Source organism: Nocardia barduliensis, from assembly GCF_013315795.1.
Lineage (GTDB): Bacteria > Actinomycetota > Actinomycetes > Mycobacteriales > Mycobacteriaceae > Nocardia > Nocardia barduliensis.
In genome coordinates, this window is record NZ_JABLTE010000119.1 from 1 (window position 1) to 20,713 (window position 20,713).

The 20,713-nt window shown below is 69.9% G+C and carries 16 protein-coding genes; 8 read left to right on the forward strand and 8 right to left on the reverse strand.

All coding sequences use genetic code 11. The features are described 5' to 3' along the window. From HOV91_RS32955 to HOV91_RS32970, 4 genes are all read right to left on the reverse strand, one after another. Positions 1–2,650, reverse strand: a 2,650-nt coding sequence (locus HOV91_RS32955; protein WP_312884855.1) for an MMPL family transporter, incomplete at its 3' end; no start/stop codon positions are given. Next, entirely contained in the window at positions 2,650–3,378 is a 729-nt protein-coding gene (locus HOV91_RS32960) for an NYN domain-containing protein (RefSeq protein ID WP_174189172.1), read from the reverse strand. The genes HOV91_RS32960 and HOV91_RS32955, both read right to left, overlap by 1 nt. Continuing rightward, positions 3,375–4,187 carry a tRNA (guanosine(46)-N7)-methyltransferase TrmB gene (trmB, locus tag HOV91_RS32965; RefSeq protein ID WP_174189173.1) on the reverse strand — a complete coding sequence of 271 codons (813 nt, stop codon included), beginning with the start codon at positions 4,185–4,187 and terminating at the stop codon, positions 3,375–3,377. Before trmB ends, HOV91_RS32960 begins: the two co-directional genes overlap by 4 nt. A gap of 59 nt (positions 4,188–4,246) precedes the next feature. Next, on the reverse strand, positions 4,247–5,593 hold the full coding sequence (locus tag HOV91_RS32970; RefSeq protein ID WP_174189174.1) for a lipase family protein: 1,347 nt from the start codon (positions 5,591–5,593) through the stop codon (positions 4,247–4,249). Between the two features lie 152 nt (positions 5,594–5,745). On the opposite strand from HOV91_RS32970, the gene HOV91_RS32975 reads away from it, so the two are divergent. From HOV91_RS32975 to HOV91_RS32990, 4 genes are all read left to right on the forward strand, one after another. Beyond that, on the forward strand, positions 5,746–6,528 hold the full coding sequence (locus HOV91_RS32975; protein WP_174189175.1) for an SDR family oxidoreductase: 783 nt from the start codon (positions 5,746–5,748) through the stop codon (positions 6,526–6,528). Positions 6,529–6,594: 66 nt separating this feature from the next. Beyond that, a complete protein-coding gene (locus HOV91_RS32980) occupies positions 6,595–7,728 on the forward strand; it encodes an ERA-like protein 1 (RefSeq protein ID WP_174189176.1) in 1,134 nt (377 codons plus the stop codon). Next, the gene (locus HOV91_RS32985; protein WP_312884857.1) at positions 7,715–9,334 is read left to right on the forward strand and encodes a hypothetical protein; all 1,620 of its coding nucleotides are present in this window, start codon (positions 7,715–7,717) and stop codon (positions 9,332–9,334) included. Before HOV91_RS32980 ends, HOV91_RS32985 begins: the two co-directional genes overlap by 14 nt. A gap of 218 nt (positions 9,335–9,552) precedes the next feature. Then, positions 9,553–11,385, forward strand: a complete 1,833-nt coding sequence (locus tag HOV91_RS32990) for a phosphoenolpyruvate carboxykinase (GTP) (RefSeq protein WP_174189177.1) — start codon at positions 9,553–9,555, stop codon at positions 11,383–11,385. A gap of 104 nt (positions 11,386–11,489) precedes the next feature. Here the strand turns inward: HOV91_RS32990 and HOV91_RS32995 are convergent, their stop codons facing one another. After that, a complete protein-coding gene (locus tag HOV91_RS32995) occupies positions 11,490–12,242 on the reverse strand; it encodes an HD domain-containing protein (protein ID WP_174189178.1) in 753 nt (250 codons plus the stop codon). A gap of 309 nt (positions 12,243–12,551) precedes the next feature. Between HOV91_RS32995 and HOV91_RS33000 the strand changes: the two genes are divergently transcribed. Further along, a complete protein-coding gene (locus HOV91_RS33000; RefSeq protein ID WP_174189179.1) occupies positions 12,552–13,502 on the forward strand; it encodes a GlxA family transcriptional regulator in 951 nt (316 codons plus the stop codon). A gap of 343 nt (positions 13,503–13,845) precedes the next feature. Then, entirely contained in the window at positions 13,846–14,049 is a 204-nt protein-coding gene (locus HOV91_RS33005) for a hypothetical protein (protein WP_174189171.1), read from the forward strand. On the opposite strand, the gene HOV91_RS33010 is transcribed toward HOV91_RS33005, so the two are convergent. Continuing rightward, the gene (locus HOV91_RS33010) at positions 14,050–15,495 is read right to left on the reverse strand and encodes an aldehyde dehydrogenase (protein WP_174189180.1); all 1,446 of its coding nucleotides are present in this window, start codon (positions 15,493–15,495) and stop codon (positions 14,050–14,052) included. A gap of 209 nt (positions 15,496–15,704) precedes the next feature. Here HOV91_RS33010 and HOV91_RS33015 point away from each other — a divergent pair, with 209 nt between their 5' ends. Then, complete coding sequence (locus HOV91_RS33015) at positions 15,705–16,007, forward strand: hypothetical protein (protein WP_174189181.1); 303 nt, start codon at positions 15,705–15,707, stop codon at positions 16,005–16,007. Between the two features lie 5 nt (positions 16,008–16,012). Here HOV91_RS33015 and HOV91_RS33020 read toward each other — a convergent pair whose 3' ends face one another. Next, positions 16,013–16,798: a class I SAM-dependent methyltransferase gene (locus tag HOV91_RS33020; protein ID WP_174189182.1), complete on the reverse strand. Its 786-nt coding sequence runs from the start codon at positions 16,796–16,798 to the stop codon at positions 16,013–16,015. Positions 16,799–16,914: 116 nt separating this feature from the next. On the opposite strand from HOV91_RS33020, the gene HOV91_RS33025 reads away from it, so the two are divergent. After that, positions 16,915–18,087, forward strand: a complete 1,173-nt coding sequence (locus HOV91_RS33025; protein ID WP_174189183.1) for a glycosyltransferase family 4 protein — start codon at positions 16,915–16,917, stop codon at positions 18,085–18,087. Position 18,088: 1 nt separating this feature from the next. On the opposite strand, the gene HOV91_RS40305 is transcribed toward HOV91_RS33025, so the two are convergent. Then, a complete protein-coding gene (locus HOV91_RS40305) occupies positions 18,089–20,212 on the reverse strand; it encodes an MmpA family trehalose lipid delivery protein (protein WP_312884858.1) in 2,124 nt (707 codons plus the stop codon). Positions 20,213–20,713: the final 501 nt, after the last annotated feature.

The following is a 20,713-nucleotide window of genomic DNA, read 5'->3' on the forward strand; positions in this document are numbered from 1 at the left end:
GCGCGGGCGGCGTGACGGGTGAGACAGCGGCTCCCGGGCTGTGCTCGGGAAAGATCACCGACGGCACACTGACGTGCGGCGCGTTCTGCTCCGGCAGCAGGCCCGCGGGGGGCCGCGGACCTGGGGGGTCCTGCGGCAGAGGTGGAGTGGACCGCGGCCACTGCTCCGCCTGATCCGGGCGCGGCGGGTTCGGCGTCTGCGAGATTCGCCGCGGACGAATCGGCTCGCCGTGCGGCGGCGTGGCACTGCGCGGCGGTTCCGGACGCTGCCTGGTCGGATCGAGCGGCGGCGGCGCGGGCGTCGCCTGCGGTGCGGGCGAGGGCGGGACCCGGTCCAACCGCCTGGTGGGCGCCTCGGCCTCGATCTCGGCGACGGTACGCGGCTTGCGCCTCGGCACCTTGTTCGCTGCGGCGACGGCGGGTATCTGCATTGTCACCGGGTCGGTGATCGGCGTCGTCTTGACCAGATCGACCACGTCACCGCCGCCGGGGCGTTCGTCGTCGAGGATGGGCTCGCCGAGCCCGATCTTCTGCTGGATCTTCTTCATCCACGCGGGCGCCCACCAGCAGTCGTCGCCGAGCAGCTTCATGGTGGCGGGCACCAGCAGCATGCGCAGGATGGTCGCGTCGATGAACAGCGCCGCGATGAGGCCGTAGGCGATGTACTGCATCATCACCAGATCCGAGAACGCGAACGCGCCGACCACGACGAGCAGGATGAGCGCGGCCGCGGTGATGATGCGGCCGGTGTGCGCGGTACCCGCGCGCACCGCCTCGGTGGTGGAGGCGCCCATGGTGCGTGCCTCGACCATCCGGGAGAGCAGGAAGACCTCGTAGTCGGTGGACAGGCCGTAGATGACGGCGATGATCAGCACCAGCACCGGCGACATGATCGGCTGCGGCGTGAAGTTCAGCAGCTTCGCACCGTGGCCGTCGACGAAGATCCACGTCAAGATGCCGAGCGTGGACCCGAGGCCGAGCGCACTCATGAGCGCGGCCTTGATCGGCAATACCAGCGAGCCGAAGGTGAGGAACATCAGCAGCGTCGTCACCAACATGACCAGCGCGATCATCAAAGGCATGCGTTCGAGCAGCGCGTCGATGCTGTCCTTTTGAATCGTCGGCTGGCCGCCGACGTAGAGCTGGACGTTGTCGGGGACGTCGATCGAGCGCAGATACTCGATGGTCGGATCCGCGTTCTCCGAATCTTCGAGGGTCGCGCTCGTCCGATAGACGTTCGGTTGGCTGATGGAACGGCTGGGCACGTCGAAGCCGGTGTGGCCAGGAGCCGCTTTGGCTTCCCGGTACACCTTGCCGACCGCGGTGCTGTCGTCGGAGACCATGACGATCTGGACCGGGTCGGTCTTCTTCAGCGGGAAGACCTCGTAGAAATTCTCCAGCGCCACGCGGGTTTTGTTGTCCGGCGGCAGGTATCGCTCGTTGATGCCACCGAAAGCAAGGTTCTTCACCGGGATGATGAGCAGCAGCAGGACGATGCAGATGGGCACGGCGATCTTGAGCGGGTGCTTCATCACCCACTGCGTGATCCGGCCCCAGAAGCCGTTCTCGACTTCCTCCGCGGTCTTGGTCTTGCGGAACCTCTTCAGGCCGAGCATGTCCACGCGGGGGCCGAGGACGCCGAGCATCGCGGGCAGGATCGTGATAGCGGTGAGCGCCGCCAGCGAGACCGTCGCGATCGTGCCGTAGGCCACCGATTTCAGGAAGCCCTGGGGGAACAGCAGCATGCCGCCGAGGCTGGCGATGATCATGGTCGCGGAGAACACCACGGTGCGCCCCGCCGTTATCACCGAACGCCGTACCGCCGCGCGGGTGTCGTAGCCTTCGGCCAGTTCCTCGCGGAAGCGACTGACGATGAACAAGCCGTAGTCGATGGCGAGACCGAGTCCGATCATCGAGACGACGCCGGAGACGAACGAATTGACCTCGGTGAACTTGGTCAGGAACATGATGATCCCGTTGGCGCCGATGACCGTGAGGCCACCGACGACCAGCGGCAAGCCCGCGGCGATCAGCCCACCGAAGATGAAGAACAACAGCACCGCGACGGCCGGGATGGCGAGCATCTCCATGCGCTTCTGGTCGGCCGCCATGGTGTCGTTGAGGGTGCCGGCCACGGCCTGCAGACCGGTGACCTGGACGTCGACGCCCGGAATGTAGAAGACGTCCTTCACTTTCCGGAAGTTGCGCACCATCTCGGTGTCGCTGTCACCGACGATGGCGATCGAGGCGAAGGTGTACTTCTTGTCCTTCGAACCGAAGGTCGCCGGGAAGCCGGGGCCGGTCTCGGTCTGCCAGTAGGCCCCGTTGACCATGGCGATCTCGTTCGGATGCTCCTTGGGCAACCGGTTGAGGCTGTCGACGACCTTCGCACGGAACTGCGGGTCTTCGATCGTTTTGCCCTCGGGCGGGGTGTAGAGGACGATAACGTCGCTGTTGTGATCGCGCCCGAACGCCGAGTCGGCGATTCGCGCCGCCTGTGCCGACTCCGACGTCGGATCGTCCCAACCGCTGGAGCTGAGATGCTGCTCCAAGCCGAGGCCGTATCCGCCTAGAGCCAAGAGTGCGGCCACGACGATGCCGATGACGGCGAAACGCAGCCGATATACCAGATCGCCCCAGCGTGTGAACACTAAGCGACTCCTTGGGCGGGGCGAGAGGTGAGCAGTGCCGACAGCGGCCGGAACGGCTGCAGCCAGGCACCCTCGTCGGGCAGCGAGTCGAGGCTCACGCGGGGCAGCGGTTCACGGAACACGCCCGGAATGTCCTCGAGGTCGATGAATTCGAGAGTATCGGATGTGACGGCCCAACTCGCGTGCTCGCGGAACCCGAGCACCTGGACCGGCACTCCTTTGGCCGCCAGTTCCTCCAGCGGTTCGCGGAACGCCTGGCCGTCGGCCGAGGCGACCATGATGCCCGCAAGGCCCGCGCCGCGACTGCGGAGGGCGATGTGGCCCAGCATGTCGGCGTCGACGTCGGAGTCCTCGTCGATCTTGGGTTTGGCGAAGACCGCGTAGCCGACGTTGCGCAGCGCCTCTACCCAGGGCCGCACGACGTCGGCGGTGCCCGGCGCGATGTTGGTGAAGACGGTGGCCTCGGGTTCCACGCGGTGCACCGCGCCCACCGAGAGTTCGGCGGTGCGGGCCAGCAGCCAGCGGCCGAGCGCGTCGAACCGGGGGCGGTAGGCCGCGGTGGGGCGGCCGCCCAGGATGGCGCCGAGACCCATGTCGAGGTTCGGGGCGTCCCACACCAACAGGACGCGGCGCACGTCCGGCGCCGAGCCGCCCAGACCTTCTGCTCCGCCCCCGTGCACCTCCCCGGCAACATCGACCACTTCGTGGGCCATCTCACTGACGCTCATCGGTCGATCTTCCCCCATACGAGTTCCGTGATGGCGCTACCGGCGCGATGCGCCTTGCCTTCGAATTTCGTGACGGGACGTTCGAAACCGATGGGGGCCGTGGCGCGATGCTCCGCGCTGACCCCGCCCGTGCTCTCGTTCCATCCCTCGAGCAGGGGTTCCGCCATGCCGACCGCGTGGATGTGCTCGGCGTAACCGGCATGGTCGGTGGCGACGTGCAGCACACCGCCCGGCTTCAGCCTGCTGGCGATCAACGCCACCGTCGCGGGTTGCAGCAGCCGCCGCTTGTGGTGGCGCGCCTTCGGCCACGGGTCGGGGAAGAAGACGCGGACGCCTGTCAGCGACTCCACGGCAATCATGTTCTCCAGCACGTCCACCGCGTCGCCGCGCAGCAGGCGGATGTTACCGATCCCTTCGCGCTCGATGCGCTGCACCAACTGCGCGAGGCCGGGCTGGTAGACCTCGATGCCGATCAGGTTCAGGTGCGGTTCGGCCTGTGCCATGGCTGCCGTCGCGGTGCCTGTGCCGCAGCCGATCTCGATGACCAGCGGCGCGTCGCGGCCGAACCAGGCGGCCGCGTCCAGCGGCTCGTCGGCGACCTCGCGGCCGATCGAGGGCCACATCCGGTCCCAGGATTGCTGCTGGGTCGCGGTCAGCGCGCCCCTGCGCGACCGGAAGCTGGTGACTCGTGGGTACAGGCGGGAGCCGGTCTTGTGTCCGGGCCCGCCCTCGGCCGGAGCCGAAGCTGTGGACGGCGGGCCCGGAACTGACTCGGCAGTATGGTTCGCGGCGTCGTTCACGGCGTCCATTGTCCAGCATCCGGCGATCCGTGCGGTAAGCGGTTGTGCACGGGCCGCTGAGCAGGAGGTCAGGCCGCGCGCGCGGGGGCGATTCTGGCGGCGGTCGGCTGCTGCTGACGCAGTGGACGGCCCAGCGCGACCTTGGCCGCGGTCACGGCCATCTCCAGCAGGCCGCGCACGCCCGAGGGCGAGGCGGCGACCGACCACACGGTGGTGTCGCCGACGTCGCTCACCGGTTGCCCGGCGAGCCGGTCGGCCAGCCAGTCCAGGCTGATCGGCGTGGACAGCGGCAGCAGCGAGAAGTGCTCGCTGAGCCGGTCGCGGACGTAGGTCACCGCGGCGCCGCCGCGGCGGTAGCGCGCCACCTGACCGTCGATGCCGTCCATGTGGATGATCTGGTCGTGGATGGGTTGCACCACCAGCAGCGGGCAGGTGGGCGTGGCGTTGCCGAGCCGCAGATCCTCGAACATCGCGCGCAGTGCGGGGGTGTCGAGCACCTCGGAGAGCGGACGGCTGAGGAAGTCGTCCACCTTCTTGCCCGCCAAGCCGAGGATCGCGCCCAGCGGCGTCGCGTTCTCCGCGCGGACGACGAACCGGCGGCCGTCGGAGTTCAGTTCGTCATCGATCACCGAGCTCAAGGCGGGATACAGCCTGCGGAGGGCGGCGATCACGATGGCGGGCAGGCCCGCGAAGGGAGTGCCGTTCAGCCGGTCGAAGACCTGGCCCGGGTCGCCCACCGGGGCGCCGAGCACCGCGCCGACGATGTGGAGTTCCGGGGCGTAGGTCGGCGCCATCTCCACCGTCCAGGAGCTGGCCATGCCGCCGCCGGAGTAACCCCACACCGCGACGCGGGTCTCGGGGCCGAGCCCGAGCGGGCCGAAGCGCAGCGCGGCGCGGATGCCGTCGAGCGCCCGGTAGCCGGGCTCCCGCGGCGCGCCGAAGTTTCCGTGCGGGCCTTCGTGGTCGGCGATGCTGACCGCCCAGCCGCGCCGCAGCGCGTTCGCGACCAGCAGCCATTCCAACTGGGTGACCGACCCGAGCGCCCGCGCGCCGTAGCGCAGCGCGTAGGACGGGGAGCATTTCTCGGTCACCGCGTCCATCGCGGTCTGGAAGGCCAGCAGCGGACGATCCTCGTCCGGCTCCGCGCCCAGCGGCAGCAGGACCGTCGTGATCGCCGCTTCCGGGGCTCCGTGCAGGTCAGAGCTGCGATACAGGAGCTGCCAGGCCGACACCCGCTGCGGGATGACCCCGAACAGCGCCACCTCGATCTTCCTGCTGCGCAGGATGGTGCCCGGCGCCTTGGCCGCGAACCCTTTCGGCGGTCGATGGAACGGGTCCACGCTGGGCAGCAAAGGCTTGCGGTCCGCGGGAGAGCCAGGCTCCAGATCGGTAGCGCCGATGACATTCGCGGTCATCGCAACCTCCTCATCGTCGAGGTCGGTCGCCGCATGCGAAAGATGAAGCTGCGCACCGGTTAAGGTGCCGACCACTTCAGCAGGGTAAGTGACCGACCGGGCGTCTGGGAACCCCGGAGTACACGGCGTCCGCGGCACTAGACTCCCCGGGCATGAGCAGACCGACAGTGTTCATCACCGGCGCGGCGGCCGGTATCGGGCGAGCCACGGCCTTGCTTTTCGCTGCGCAGGGATACCACGTCGGGGCCTACGACATCGACGAAGTGGGTCTGACCAGGCTCTCTGGTGATATCGCTGGCAAGGGCGGTCACGTGCACACCGGAGTGCTCGATGTGACGAACGACACGCAGTGGGCGGAGCGGCTGGCCGAGTTCCACGCCGCGACCGGACGGTTGGACATCCTGGTCAACAACGCGGGCATCTTGCGCTCGGGGGCGTTCGAGTCGATCGAACTGTCGGCCCATCGGGCGATCGTCGAGGTCAACCTGGTGGGAGTGCTCGCGGGAACGCACAGCGCGTTCCGCTATCTGCGGGACACCCCCGGCGCCCAGGTGGTCAACCTCTGCTCGGCTTCGGCGATCTACGGCCAAGCCGAGCTCGCGACCTATGGCGCGACGAAATCGGCGGTCAAGAGCTTCACCGAGGCGCTGGACCTCGAATGGGAGCGCTACGACATCCGGGTCCTGGCGATCTGGCCGATGTTCGTGGCCACGGCCATGGTGGACGGTGTGACGACCGGGACGACGAAGTCGCTCGGCGTGCGGCTGTCGGCGGAGGACGTCGCGGCCGGTATCTGGGAGGCCACGCGCAAGCGCGCCCGCCTGCCGAAAGTGCACTACGAGATCGGCACCCAGGCGAAGGTGCTGGCGACGGTGGCGAAGTACGCGCCGAACTGGGCGGTGCGCACCGCGAACAAGTACTTCAGCGGCAGCTGAGCCGTCGAACCTGTCCGGCGCCCGTACTTCTGACAGAATTGCGCACCGTAAAAGGGGGTGTGCAGCATGCCGACAGCCACTGATTCCGACGGGCCGTTGCGGGAGCGCGGTGTTCCCACGCCCGATCACGATCAGCTCGACAAGCTGCTCGCCGAGTTGCGCTTCGGGACCGGGCGTGATCCGCAGATCGGGTACGCCGCCGCAGCGGCCGTCAGCGCGTGGCGTAGACCGCCGCGCATCCAGGTGACCGGGCGTGCGCACGCGGGACGGACCACGGTGCTGCACGCGCTCGCGCTGATGTCCGCGGTGGAGACCGATCCGGTGGACCAGCCGGGAGCAGCCGATCCGGAACTCGACGCCGACATCGTCGTCTACGTCTTGTCGGCCGCGCCGTCGCCGGCCGATCGCAGGATGCTGGCCACCCTGCCGCCGCAGCGCACGATCGCGGTGTTGAACAAGGCCGACGCGATCGGCTCCCGCTGGGCCGACGCGGTGGCCGCGGCCGAACAGTACGGCGGCCAACTGCGGATTCCGGTGGTTCCGGTGGTCGCGTCGCTGGCCATGCGTACCAGGGCAGGCGCGCTGACCGGCGCCGAGCTGGACCTGCTGCGCAAGCTCGCAGGCGAAGCCGACCCGGCGCTGACCCTGTCGCCGGATCTGTTCGTCGCGCCCGGTCCGGACGCCGCGGAGCGCGAGCAGTTGCTGCGCCGCTGGGACCTGTACGGCGTGGCCTGCGCGTGCACGGCCCTGCGCCACGACCCGCGGCTCACACCGCAGGCGCTGCTGCAGGTGCTGCACGCGGCCAGCGGCATCGACGCGCTGCACCGGCTGCTGCAGCGCCGCTACGAGCAGGTGTCCGCGCTGCGCGGCGGCGAACTGCTCGACGAGCTGGCCCGGCTGGCGGCCCGCGCGGTCCCGGAGGACGGCGGTCGGGCACGCGACCTGCTGGAGTCCTATCTCCGCGGTGACGACGCTCTCTGGCTGGGGCTCTGCGCGGGGCTCGCCGGACCGGAGGTGGCCCATCTCGCGGCGGGATACGCCGCGCCCGCACCGGCCGACGCCGACGACGCGCTGACCCGAGCCGCGCGCTGGCGCGCCGTCGTCACCAGCGACATGCCCCCGGCCGCCCGCCGCGCGGCCTTGCGCGTGCACAACGGCTACGTCCGACTATGGGAACGGATGAGCAGTGCCGGTCTCTGAACCCCCGGAAGCGTCGACGGCGGTCACGTCCGCCGGGGCGGAGCCGGTCTCGCCCGGCGGACCCGAGGTGTCCTCGCGAGCCGCCGAGGGCGAATCCGATCGCCCGGCCCTGGCGACGGCGGTCGCCGCATCGCCCGAACTCGCGGCCGTGGTGGAGCGCTGGAACCCGCAAGGGATGGCGCTGTTGCGCGCGGTGCACGGGTCAGGAGCGCCGGGCGCGGTCACGGTTATCGGCCCCGCCGACGTCAACACGACCCTGCTGCGCACCGAACTGGCCCGGTTCGAACCGCGTGTCACGCTGTCCGAACCGGTCGCCGACGCGAACGCGGTGGAGACCACCTCGCCCGCCGCGCCCGCGGTCGCGCTGATCCTGCTCGACGCGGGCACCACCCTCGGCGCGGACCTGCTGGGCGTGATCCACCGGTTGCGCGCGGAGGGCACCCACCTGCTCCTCGCTATGAACGGCATCCACGCCTACCAGGACTGGCGCACGGTGCAGGCGCGGAACCTGGAGCTGCTCGCTGAGCAGGGCGTCACCGACCTGGACATCGTGCCGGTCTCGGCGCGGCTGGCCGCCGCCGCGCGCACCGCTGGGGACGCCGGACTGCTCGACCGCTCCGGTCTCGGTGCCTTGCACGCCCGGCTCACCGCCGCGGCCGCCGCGGGGGGCGACCGGCCGGGCGCGGTCACCGGGCGGGTCTTGGCCGACACGCGGCAGCGGGTGGTCGAACAGGTGGCCGCGCTGCGCTCCGGCGCCGAACCGGCCCGTCTGCGCGAGGAGCGCGCCGTGCTGCTGGCCGCCCGCGACGGTGGACGGGCCACCGCGATGTCCGCCCTGCGTGGGCAGTTGCACTTGGCCCGGGTGGACCTGATGACCGACATCGGCGCGCGCGTCCGGGCACTGCACGCGGCCGCGCGCGCCGAGCTGGATCGGCTGCGCGTCGCCGATATCGGCGGCTACCCCGCCCGGCTGCAGCAAGGCGTCACCGAACTGACCGGTGCCCTCGATCACCTCATCGACCAGCGCCTCGCCGAACTGAGCGACCGGATCGCGGGCACGGACCGGGGTATACCGCCGCGACGGCGCGACCCGGCCCCGCGGGTGGGGCCGGACCCCGAGCCCCGGCACCGGGGTGTCGAAGATCACCTTATGATCGCGCTCGGCGCGTCGGCGGGTGTCGGCCTCGGTCGCCTGCTGGTTGCTCCCTTCTCGCTCGTCCCCGCCCTCGACGTCGCGACCGTGCCGGTGACCTTGCTGCTCGGCGGTGGTGCGGCGGCCTGGGTGGTCCGCGCTCGCGGCCAGCTGGCCGAGCGAGCGCACATCCGGCAATGGGTGGCCGACGCGCTGGTCAACGTAAAAGCCCAGCTCGAGCAGCAGGTGGCGACCGCGCTCGTGGAAGCCGAGACCGTTCTGGCCGACCATGTGGTCCAGGCAAGCACCGCGCGAATGGTCGAGACCGATCGCCGGGTGGCCCGGCTGGAGGCCGAATTGCGCCGGATCGCGGCCGCGCAGCCCGGTCAGCTCGCCGCATGCGAGCGCGATATCCGGATACTCGATCGTTGGCTTCCGCCTGTTGAAACGAACGACCGATTGGGTACACAGTGAGGAACCCGATACCGTACCGGCCGTCACATCGCGTTAACCTCTATTCAGGAACTTGGGCGTCCGCTAAGTCCTGATCTGCCGCCCTCCTGGGGTGCGCGTTCGACCGGTCGGAGCGGGCGCCTTCCCGCCAACGGTGGCGCTCGGTGCATTCGCGCTGGTCATGGGCCTAGGGCCAGGCGGCGAGGCAGCGAGTAGTCGCCCATCTCAGGAGAGTTTTCATGACGTCAGCGACCATTCCTGGTCTTCGTGGATCCGACGGCAAGGCGCCGACCGAGCACAGCGAACTACTCGCCTGGGTACAAGAAGTCGCCGAACTCACCCAGCCGGATCGAGTGGTGTGGGCGGACGGCTCCGACGAGGAATGGGAGCGGCTCACCGAGCAGCTCGTGGCGGCGGGGACGTTCCAGCGCCTGGACGAGAAGAAGAAGCCGAACTCCTTCCTCGCCCTCTCCGATCCCTCCGACGTGGCCCGGGTGGAATCCCGCACGTTCATCTGTTCGAAGTCCGAGGCCGACGCGGGCCCGACCAACAACTGGGTCGACCCGACCGAGATGCGCGCCACGATGACCGAGCTGTACCGGGGCTCGATGAAGGGCCGCACCATGTACGTGGTGCCGTTCTGCATGGGTCCGCTGGGCGCCGAGGATCCCAAGCTGGGCGTCGAGATCACCGACTCCGAGTACGTCGTGGTGTCGATGCGCGTGATGACCCGCATGGGCGCCGCCGCGCTGGAGAAGCTGGGCGCCGACCGTCCGTTCGTGAAGGCGCTGCACTCCGTGGGCGCGCCGCTGGCCGATGGCCAGGCCGACGTGCCGTGGCCGTGCAACGACACCAAATACATCACCCACTTCCCCGAGGACCGGGAGATCTGGAGCTACGGCTCCGGCTACGGCGGCAACGCGCTGCTCGGCAAGAAGTGCTACTCGCTGCGGATCGCCTCGGCGATGGCCCACGACGAGGGCTGGCTGGCCGAGCACATGCTGATCCTCAAGCTGATCTCCCCGGAGAACAAGGCGTACTACATCGCCGCCGCGTTCCCGAGCGCCTGCGGCAAGACCAACCTCGCGATGATCCAGCCGACCGTGCCGGGCTGGCGCGCCGAGACCCTGGGTGACGACATCGCCTGGATGCGCTTCGGCAAGGACGGCCGCCTCTACGCGGTGAACCCGGAGTACGGCTTCTTCGGCGTCGCGCCGGGCACCAACCGCAGCTCGAACCCGAACGCCATGGCCACCATGGAAGCGGGCAACACGGTCTACACCAACGTCGCGCTGACCGACAACGGCGACGTGTGGTGGGAGGGCTTGGAGGGCGAGCCCGACCACCTGATCGACTGGAAGGGCAACGACTGGTACCTGCGGGAGACCGAGACGCTGGCCGCCCACCCGAACTCGCGCTACTGCACGCCGATGGCGCAGTGCCCGATCCTGGCGCCGGAGTGGGACGACCCGCAGGGTGTGCCGATCTCGGCGATCCTGTTCGGCGGCCGCCGCAAGACCACCGTTCCGCTGGTCACCGAGTCCTTCGACTGGCAGCACGGTGTCTTCATGGGCGCGACGCTGTCCTCCGAGCAAACCGCGGCCGCCGAGGGCAAGGTGGGCACCGTGCGCCGCGACCCGATGGCCATGCTGCCGTTCCTGGGCTACCACGTCGGTGACTACCTGGGCCACTGGATCGACCTCGGCAAGAACGCCGACGCCGCCAAGCTGCCGAAGATCTTCTACGTCAACTGGTTCCGCCGCGGTGACGACGGCCGCTTCCTGTGGCCCGGCTTCGGTGAGAACTCCCGCGTGCTGGAGTGGATCGTCGGCCGCATCGAAGGGTCCGCCGAGGCCGAGGCGACCGCGATCGGCAACGTGCCGACCGCCACGCAGCTCGACCTGGACGGGCTGGACGTCGACCCCAAGGACGTCGACGAGGCGCTCGCCGTGAACGCCGAGGAGTGGCGCAAGGAGATCCCGCTGATCGAAGAGTGGTTCGAGTTCGTCGGTGACAAGCTGCCGTCCGGCGTGCGCGACGAGTTCGAGGCGCTCAAGCAGCGTCTGGGCTGACACTCCACCCAAAGTAGCACCTCGCCCGCACCATCTGACGGATGGTGCGGGCGATTTGTTCTGCGCGACAAAACTTTTGCGCGCTTCGCGCGGTGATCGCGGCGCTATTCGCCGAACGGCGACAAGCGGATCATGGCCAGGAACCCCGCGCGGTTGAGAAAATGGATCCGGCCACGCGGCATCGCCTTCGCTTCCGCTCGGAAGGCCGCGATCACGTGCCGCTTGAACTCCAGCCTTGGGTGGCGTCGCAGCAGTTCATCGACCCAATCCGGATCTACATCCGCCAGCCGCGTGCCGAGCACGTCCACCGAAGCGCCCGCGGAGACGAAGCCGCCCGGGTCGCCGAGGTCGTCGGCCACCCCGGGGGTGATGTGGGCGGCGATGGCCGCGCCGATCGCGTCGGCCCGCTCCGGTGTGGCGCCCGCGCCGAGTGCGACGGCAGCGGCCCGCTCCCCGCCTGCCACCGCGAAACACCTACCGGGCGTGGGTTTTTCGAGCTGTAGATCGTGCAGCAGACAGGAGACGTAGACGAGTTCGTCGTCGTAGGCGACGCCATCGAGCTCGGCCAGGACCCGTCCGAAGTAGTAGGTTCGCAGCGAATGGTTGAGTACCGGCGGTGACAGCACCTCACGTGCCTCGGTCTCCGCCGCGACGGCGAGCTTGGAATCGGGCAGCCGCAAACCCGCCAACTCCAGCTTCCCGCGCCCCCGCCGGCCCAGCGCGAGCCGAACCCGGTTGGGGGCCATGGCGGGCAGCGTCCGAGCGGTCGCGACGGCCATCCGTACGCGTTGCCCCTTCGACAATGCGCCCCCGGTACGGGTGGCCCATGCCCAATCCAGGCCCGTCGCTACGGCCACTGTGCCCTCCTTCTCGTCGCAACTCGGCGTGCAGTTGCAGTCAAGTGTGCGTGGCGCCGGGGCACGAGTGGCGCAAGCGCCACCAATGCTCGGATTCGTGTCAAAGTGCAGGTGTCGGCGGTAGTCGAATGGCGGTCGACCGGCGCTTGATCCCCGCCATCTCACTACGCTCCCTGGGCCACGCTTATCGGGCTGCTCGCCAGAACATCGATGGGTGAGCCAGCCAGGGGGACAGATGTGGGGGTGAACGCGCTTGGGGGAGGTGGCAGGAATGGCTGTGGTGCTCGGGTTCGTGCCAAGCTGAGGGTGATGAAGCGAGTGGTGGCGCTGGCGTTGGACGGAGTCATGGCGTTCGACCTGGCCTGTGCTGTTCAGGCGTTCCGGCACGGGCCGGGTAAGACCGGGGAGCCCGCGGGCTTCGAGATGCGGACTTGCGGATTGCGTCCGGGGCCGGTGTGGACGCCCAATGGCTTCGAATTGCGGGTGGAACACGGGCTGGAGGCGCTGCGGGAGGCGGATGTCGTCGTCGTGCCGGGGATCGGCATTCCGACGCTGCCCACGCCGCGGGAGGCGTTGGTCGCCCTGCGCAGCGCGGCGGCACGGGGCGCGACCATGGTGAGCATCTGCGTCGGCGCGTTCGTCCTGGCCGAGGCCGGGTTACTGGACGGACGACCGGCGACCACGCATTGGGCCTACTGCGGCGAGTTCGCCGAGCTGTATCCGGCGGTGCGACTGGACCCGACCGCGTTGTACGTGGACGACGGCGACGTACTGACCTCGGCCGGGCTGTCGGCGGGCCTCGACCTGTGCCTGCACATCGTGCGCGCAGAACTGGGTGCGCACGCGGCTGCGGAGCTGGCGAGATGGAACGTCACCGCGCCGCATCGGGAGGGTGGTCAGGCGCAGTACGTTCCGCACCGGCCGGGCGTCTCGGCGGCCGACGGCGGTCTCGCCGCCACTCTGGCTTGGGCGGTCGCCGAACCGGCTGCGGCGGTAAATGTCTCGGCGCTGGCCGCGCACGCGCTGATGAGCGAGCGCACCTTCATCCGCCGCTTCAAGGCGGAAGTGGGCACCACGCCGCGGCGGTGGCTGGACGCCCAGCGCACCGCGCGTGCCCGCGAACTGCTGGAAACTACGCGTTTGCCAGTGGAAGTCGTCGCGGCCCGAGCCGGATTCGGCAGCGTCACCGCGCTGCGGGTGCACCTGCGCGCGGCGACCGGCGTCACACCTGGTGCGTATCGCCGAGCGCTGGGCGGATGAGTACGGCTGGGCGGTGCTGATCAGGTGGAATGACGTTGTGCAGCACATGATTCGATTGCCCGGCAAAAAGGTGCTTGCAGAGGGCCACACGGGGAAGTGCCGACGAGGACCGGCAATCCGCGAATTTCCTACGGCTCGATGGGTTTAGCCGCGTACGGAACGGGGTAATGATCTTGTTGAGAGATTTCGTGTACTCGTGATTTATGCTTGGCGTGTTCTACCTTCCCCATCAGACAGTCGGATTACCAACGGTTAACTGATCGACTGAACGACTTCCTACCGACATCGGACCCGCGATGCCCGCGGCGTACGGCGAGATCGACGCGCGAGAGGTGGTTGGAACATGGCCGATCTGGAGACGGCGACGTCCCTTGCCCCCATGGTTGCCGAATTCGAGTCGGTGCCGGCGAGCACACCGCTGCGCCGGGCCGCGGGGCGGCTGCTTGCGGTGCTGCCGCCCGGATGGCGCGTCGAAATCGTCGACGCGCCGCCCCGGCGCTACGGCAACCGTGCGCCGCTGCTGCGCGTGGTCATGCCACCCGACTGATCACCCGGTCCAGCCGAGCGGCATGAGCAGCGACTTCTGCTCGCAGAACGCATCGAGACCCTCCGGGCCGTTCTCGCGTCCGAGCCCGGAGGCCTTGTAGCCGCCGAACGGCGAACTCGGGTCGAACGCATACCAATTGATCGCGTAGGTCCCGGTACGCACCCGCGCCGCGATCTCGGCGCCGTGTTCGACATCGGCCGTCCAGACCGAGCCGGCCAGGCCGTAGACCGAGTCGTTGGCGATGGCCACGGCCTCGTCCTCGGTCTCGTACGGGATGACCGACAGCACCGGCCCGAAGATCTCCTCCTGGGCGATGGTCGACTTGTTGTCCACGTCGGCGAAGATCGTCGGTTCGACGAACCAGCCGCGGTCCAGGCCCGCCGGACGGCCGCCGCCGAGCACGAGTCGCGCGCCCTCGGCCTTGCCCTTGGCGATGTATCCCTCGACCCGATCGCGCTGGCGCTCGGAGATCAGCGGACCCAGCTGCACGCTCGGGTCGGTGGGGTCGCCCACCTTCATCGTCTTCACGTGTTCGACCAGCGCGTCGAGGATCTCGTCGTACCGGCTGCGCGGGGCGAGGACGCGGGTCTGCGCGACACAGCCCTGGCCGCTGTTCATCAGACCGGAGAACGCGAGCACCGGGATGCCGGCCGCGACGTCCATGTCGGGCAGCAGGATCGCCGCGGACTTGCCGCCGAGTTCGAGCGAGACGCTCTTGAGCTGGCCGGTGGCGATGGCGCCGATCCTGCGGCCGACCGCGGTGCTTCCGGTGAAGGTCACCTTGTCCACGCCGGGATGGGAGACCAGGTACTCGGCCGCGTCGGGCTCGGCGGGCAGCACCGAGAGCACCCCTTCGGGCACTCCGGCCTCGGTGAAGATGTCGGCGACCATGTTGGCCGTGATCGGCGTCAGCGGGGCGGGCTTGAGCACCACGGTGCAGCCGGCCAGCAGTGCGGGGGCGAGCTTGTTGACCGCGAGGAACAGTGGGACGTTCCAGGCGGTGACCGCCGCGACGACGCCGCGCGGCTCGCGGATGACCCGCGTGGTGCCGAACGCGCCCACCCGGGTCTCCCGCCACGGGAAGGTCTCGGCCAGGGCCGCGTAAGCGTCGAGCGCGGCGACGGCGGGGATCTGGTTGAGCGTCATCGCCATCATCTGCGGTACGCCGACCTCGGCGGTCAGCGCGGCGAGCAGGTCCGCGGAGCGCTGTTCGATCAGCCGGGCGGCGCGGGTGAGCACCGCGGCGCGCTCCTTCGGCGGGGTGGCGGGCCACGGGCCGTGGTCGAAGGCGTGCCTGGCCGCGGTGACCGCGGCGTCGACGTCGGCCCGGCTCACCGCGGGGACGCTGCCCACCGGCTCGACCGTGGCCGGCGAGATGACCTGGATGCGCTCGGCGGTGGCTGGCGCGGTCCAGCGGCCGCCGATGAACAAGCTCTCGTAATGCATGAGAACACGTTACAGTTTTGCCCGCCGTATGTCTGTAACCTGTTCCAGTTTTACGCCGCGGCGAGGCCCTGGCCAGTGTGAATCCCGACCTCTCGGTTCGCTTTTCGCAGAACGCACTATTGCGTTCTGTTGCTGAAGAGGGGATGCTGTAGCGACATATCAGCTCGCTCCATTACCGAACCGTTACCGCAAACTGGGGAGTCCGAGTCATGGCGGTGCAAGTGATCGGCCGGTCGCTGATGACCAGTGATCAAACTCAGCATCAGGCGAAGTGTGTCGGCAGCGGCGGGTGGGTGGTCTCCTTCCTACCTGGCCGTACCTTGACGCTAGAGCAGGCGACCGCGGCTATGCAGGCCGCCGAGGCGGTCGCCGCCGTCGGGATGTTGGCCGACCTGGTCGGCCTGACCACGCTCGAGACCGTCGGGTTGGCTATCCGGGAATCGCCGTGGCGCGAGCCGGTGCACGCGCCGTGCGGGAAGCGGCACTGGCGTCGCGGATGGCTGGAGCCTTAGCTCGGCTAACTTTTAGTTGCCACCACGACAAGATTGCTCACCAGTAACTCACGCACCACGGGTACCCGGGTCAACCACCACGCCCAGCGGGGGTGGTACCGCGGGAAGACGGTGTGCACCTCGGCCGGAGTGGCCGCCGCCCAGCGCAATCCGTCCGCGGCCCGCACCGCGAACAGCGACGTGCCGAACCTGTTCTTGGGTTCGCGTCCGTGCTTGCGCCGATACCGGCGCGCGGCGTACTCGCCGCCGAGGTAGTGCCACGGCCCGGTCTCGTGCCCGCCGAACGGGCCGTGCCACACCGTGTAGGACAGCACGATCAGTCCGCCCGGCCTGGTCACCCGCACCATCTCGTCGGCCATCACCCACGGCTTCGAGACGTGTTCGGCGACGTTCGACGAGAAACAGATATCGAGCGCGTCGTCGCGGAACGGCAGCGCCATCCCGGACCCGCGGACCGCACCGGCCACCGAGAGGCCCGCGGCGTGCATCTCCGAGGGGTCGGGCTCCACCGGTATGTAGCGTGCGCCGGCGCGGGCGAACTCGTCGGCGAAGTACCCAGGTCCGCCGCCGACGTCGAGAATCGTCGCACCGTCCAGCGACCGGCCGGTGAGGTCGGCGTAGAAATCCGCGATCATCGCCGCGCTGTCGGCGGCCAGACCGCCGTAGAACAGCGCCGGATCGGTCTGCTCGAACCGGAAGCTGCCGAGCAGTCGCAGCGACCGGCGCAGGGTCGCCCGGCGCGCGAACCGGGGCGAGCTGCCGCGTGCAGGCGTCGTTTCGGCTTTGAGCACGGCGCCGAGTCTCGCACAACCCCGATGCTCGGCATCGCGGGCGGGTGCTCGGGTTAGGGTGTACCGCGACATCCGACGTTCCCCACCGGGACCTACTGACCGAGAGAAGCTCCACCGTGCGCGAAGTCCTCCTGCTCTGCTGGCGTGACACCGGGCACCCGCAGGGCGGCGGCAGCGAGCGGTACCTCGAGCAGGTCGGCGCGCACCTCGCGGCGCGCGGGGTCAAAGTCACCCTGCGCACCGCCCGCTACCCCGGGTCGCCGCGGCGGGAGCGCGTCGACGGCATCGACATCAGCAGGGCGGGCGGCCGCTACACCGTGTATCCGCGGGCGCTCGCCGCGATCGTGCTCGGGAAGATCGGTCTCGGCCCGCTGCGCGGGGTGCGCCCGGACGCGGTGATCGACACCCAGAACGGCATCCCGTTCTTCGCCACCACCGTCACCAAGGCGCCGTCGGTGGTGCTGGTGCACCACGGGCACCGCGAGCAGTGGCCGGTGGCGGGCCGGCTGGTCGGTCGCGTCGGCTGGTGGATCGAGTCGCGGCTGTCGCCCCGCGTGCACCGGCGCAACCAATATCTGACCGTCTCGCTGCCGTCGGCGGAGGAATTGGCCGCGCTCGGCGTGGACCGCTCGCGAATCGCGGTGGTGCGCAACGGAGCCGAACCCGTTCCAGTCGACGCGCCCACCGGCGCCGCGGAGACCCGTACTTCCGCACCCACCGTCGTGGTGCTCTCTCGCTTGGTGCCGCACAAGCAGATCGAGGACGCGCTCGCGGCGGTGGCCCGGTTGCGCGACCGCGTCCCCGGCCTGCGCCTGGACGTCATCGGCGGCGGCTGGTGGGCCGACAACCTGCGGGACAACGCCCGCGAACTCGGCATCGCCGACGCCGTCACCTTCCACGGGCACGTGGACGAGCGCCGCAAGCACGAACTGCTCGCCCGCGCGTGGGTGCACGTACTGCCGTCCCGGAAAGAGGGGTGGGGGCTCGCGGTGATCGAGGCCGCCCAGCACGGCGTGCCGACGGTCGGCTACCGGAGTTCGCGCGGCCTCACCGATTCCATCGTCGACGGCGCGACCGGCATCCTGGTCGACGACGTCGCCCAGTTGGCCGATGCCGTCGGCGATCTGCTGGACGATCCGGGCGCGCGCACCGTCATGGGCGAGAAGGCGCGCGCCCGCGCGCGCGAATTCTCCTGGGAGCAAACCGGAATCGGCGTCTACGAGGTGCTGGCCGCAGCCGCCCGTGGCGAACAGGTCACCGGCTTGATCGCGCCTCGGACGGCCGACTGAATCACTGCGCGAGGACAGCCGTGCGCCGCTGGTACCAGCGCCGGGTTCGCATGCGGGATCGTGCCCGGATATAGAGGACGACAAGCGGACTCGCGACGAGCAACGCGCCCCAGAGCACGTGGGCGGCGGCGATGACGGAGCGCTGCGCGGGCGTCGATCCGCGGTGCTCGATCACACCGGGCACGCGATACAGCGCGAGGTCGGCGTCCTCGTAGCCGCGCTCGAGCTGGGCCAGCGTCGTCGCCGACGCGCCGAGCGGGCCGGGAGTGGTTCGCTCGACCAGCACCCAGCCGACGCCGCGGCCAGCCAGTTCCGAGGCCGGACCACCGTGCAGGAGAAGGGCTTCCACTTCTCTGGCGCGCGCGCCCTCGCCGGACACCGTGCGCCCGCGCACCGGGAGCTCGCCGGTCTGTAGGACGTCGTTGGGCAGCATGCGCGGCGCCGGATCGAGCACCGGCGCCGGGCCGCTGTAGCGGAATTTGCGGAACATGCCACCCGGCAGCACCGCGACGTCGCCGGGACCGTCGATCCGTTCGGCGACCTGCTGCCAGCCAGCGGGGTAGCGCACCGCCCGGACGGCTCCACCGGCACCCCAGGCGAGGTCGTAGAGCGGCAGCACGACGAGCGCGACGAATACCGCCGCGATCGTGGACGTCACGGCCGGGTGCGCCGTGGTGGGCCGGTCGGAGGGCACGGACGACAGACGCCGGGCGGTCACCGCGCAGCCCGCCGCCGCGCACAGGGCGTAGGCGGGCACGGCCAAGGCCGCGTACTTCTGCGTGTCCCGCAACAGACCCGCACCGGGCACGTGCGCTACCAGCCACTCCAGCGCCTGCATGCCCCACGCCGTCGCGCCGAGCGCGGGAAACAGCACCGCGACCGCCGCGAGCAGCAGCAGCGCGCGGCGGACCCTGCGGTTGTCCGGATCGGCGCCCCCCGTGGCGACGGCGCGCACACCCAGTGCCACGATGGCCAGCAGAGCCAAGGTCGCGATCGCGGCCAGCGGCGTGGTGCGGGAATCGGGAACCGCGTCGGCGTTCCAGATTCCGCCGAGGCCCGCGACGCTGCCGAGCGTGCCGAGGCCGGGCTCGGCACGTGCGGCGAAGGCCGCGATGCCCGCGGGATCGGACGGCTCAGCGCCCGCACCCGACAGCGCGGTCGCGGCCAGCCACGGCGCGGATGCGGCGACCCAGACGACGAACGCCGGGAGCAACTGGCGGCGCTGAACCAAGGCGAACGCGGTCACGCCCGCCAGCAGCGCTCCGGTGGGTGTGAGTCCCGCGGCGGCGAGCGACCCGGCCAGCGCCGCCCAGGCCGATACCGTCCGCATACGTCCGCGGGGTACCGCCCCGACCCGACCTCTCCGGCCCTCACCCGCCGTGTCGGCTGGTGCGGCGCTGTGGGGAGGTTCAGGTGTGTCAGCTGGCGTAAGTCCGCCGGGATTTTCGGATCGGCCGATCGGTGCTTCGGCTTCGCCGGTTGGTGTGGCGTGGTCGCGCGGTTCGGCTTTGCCGGTTGGTGCGGTCTGCCGCCGAGCCTCGGTAACGTCGGTTGGTCGGGCGTTCTCGCTGTGCTCGGATTTCTGTGGTGTGGGCGGCTCGTCCAGGCCGTTTTCGAGCCGGGCGGGCGTGTTCGACAGATTCCGCCGACGCCGTTTCGCGGTGGCGGACGATCGGAGGCGGTAAGCAGCCAGCGCTGTCCACGGCAGCGCGGCATATCCGGCCAGCAGGCTCCAGTGCCCCTGCAATAGCCGTTCGGCGACGTACGGGTTCCACAGCGCGACCGTCGCGGCCACCAGTTGCGGCCCGAGCGACGCGCGCAGTAGATCGCGCGCCAGCACCGCCGACCCGTACCCAGCGGCCCACAGCGCGACGACCAGAATCACCTTGACCAGCAACCCGCCGTCGATGAACGCCGACAGCACGGCTAGCAGCGCGTCCTGCGGCACCGCCCGCGGTGCCGCGTCCCCGAGACCGAGCGCCGAGTCGGTCGGATAACTGCGCGGCGTGCTCACCGCGTCCCGCAAGAGCAGATACCCCGGTGCCAGCAAAGGGGCGGTCACCAGCAGCGCCCCGGCCGCGCTGTATCCCGCAGCCACCGCTCGGTCCCGACCGCTCCCACTCACGCCTGAGCACTGTACGTCCCGATCTCCGTCACCGTGGAGCGGAGCGGCCAGGGGCGGGGTGGAAGCTCCGGCCCCGGTTCGTGCGCTGGCCTTGCGTCGGCGCATTCGGGGGCGGTGTGAATTCGCGCGGTTCCCACGCACTTCGTGTGTGTGGTGGTGTGGCGAGGGTGTTCTGGCCGAGTGCGCGTCAGAGACCTGCTGTGGAGCGGAGTCGGCGGGGTAGCGGGTCCGGCCCGGTTCGTGCGGTGGTGCCGTGTCGGCGCGTTCGGGGTAGTGGGTATTCGCACAGCCTCCGCGCTTCGTCTGTGGGGTGGGCTTCGCGCCGACCGTCGGTGTCTTCGGCGGTCGAGCGCTGGTCGGGCATGCGCTACGGAGTGGGGTCATGCCGATGCGATCGTGGGCGTCGAGTCTCGCGCGGGTGCAACCCAACTGGCTGGTGTCCATGCCCGGTGTGCGGTTGGGCTCGGCATTGCCGGAGTGTCGAGTGGGCGTTCTCCGTCC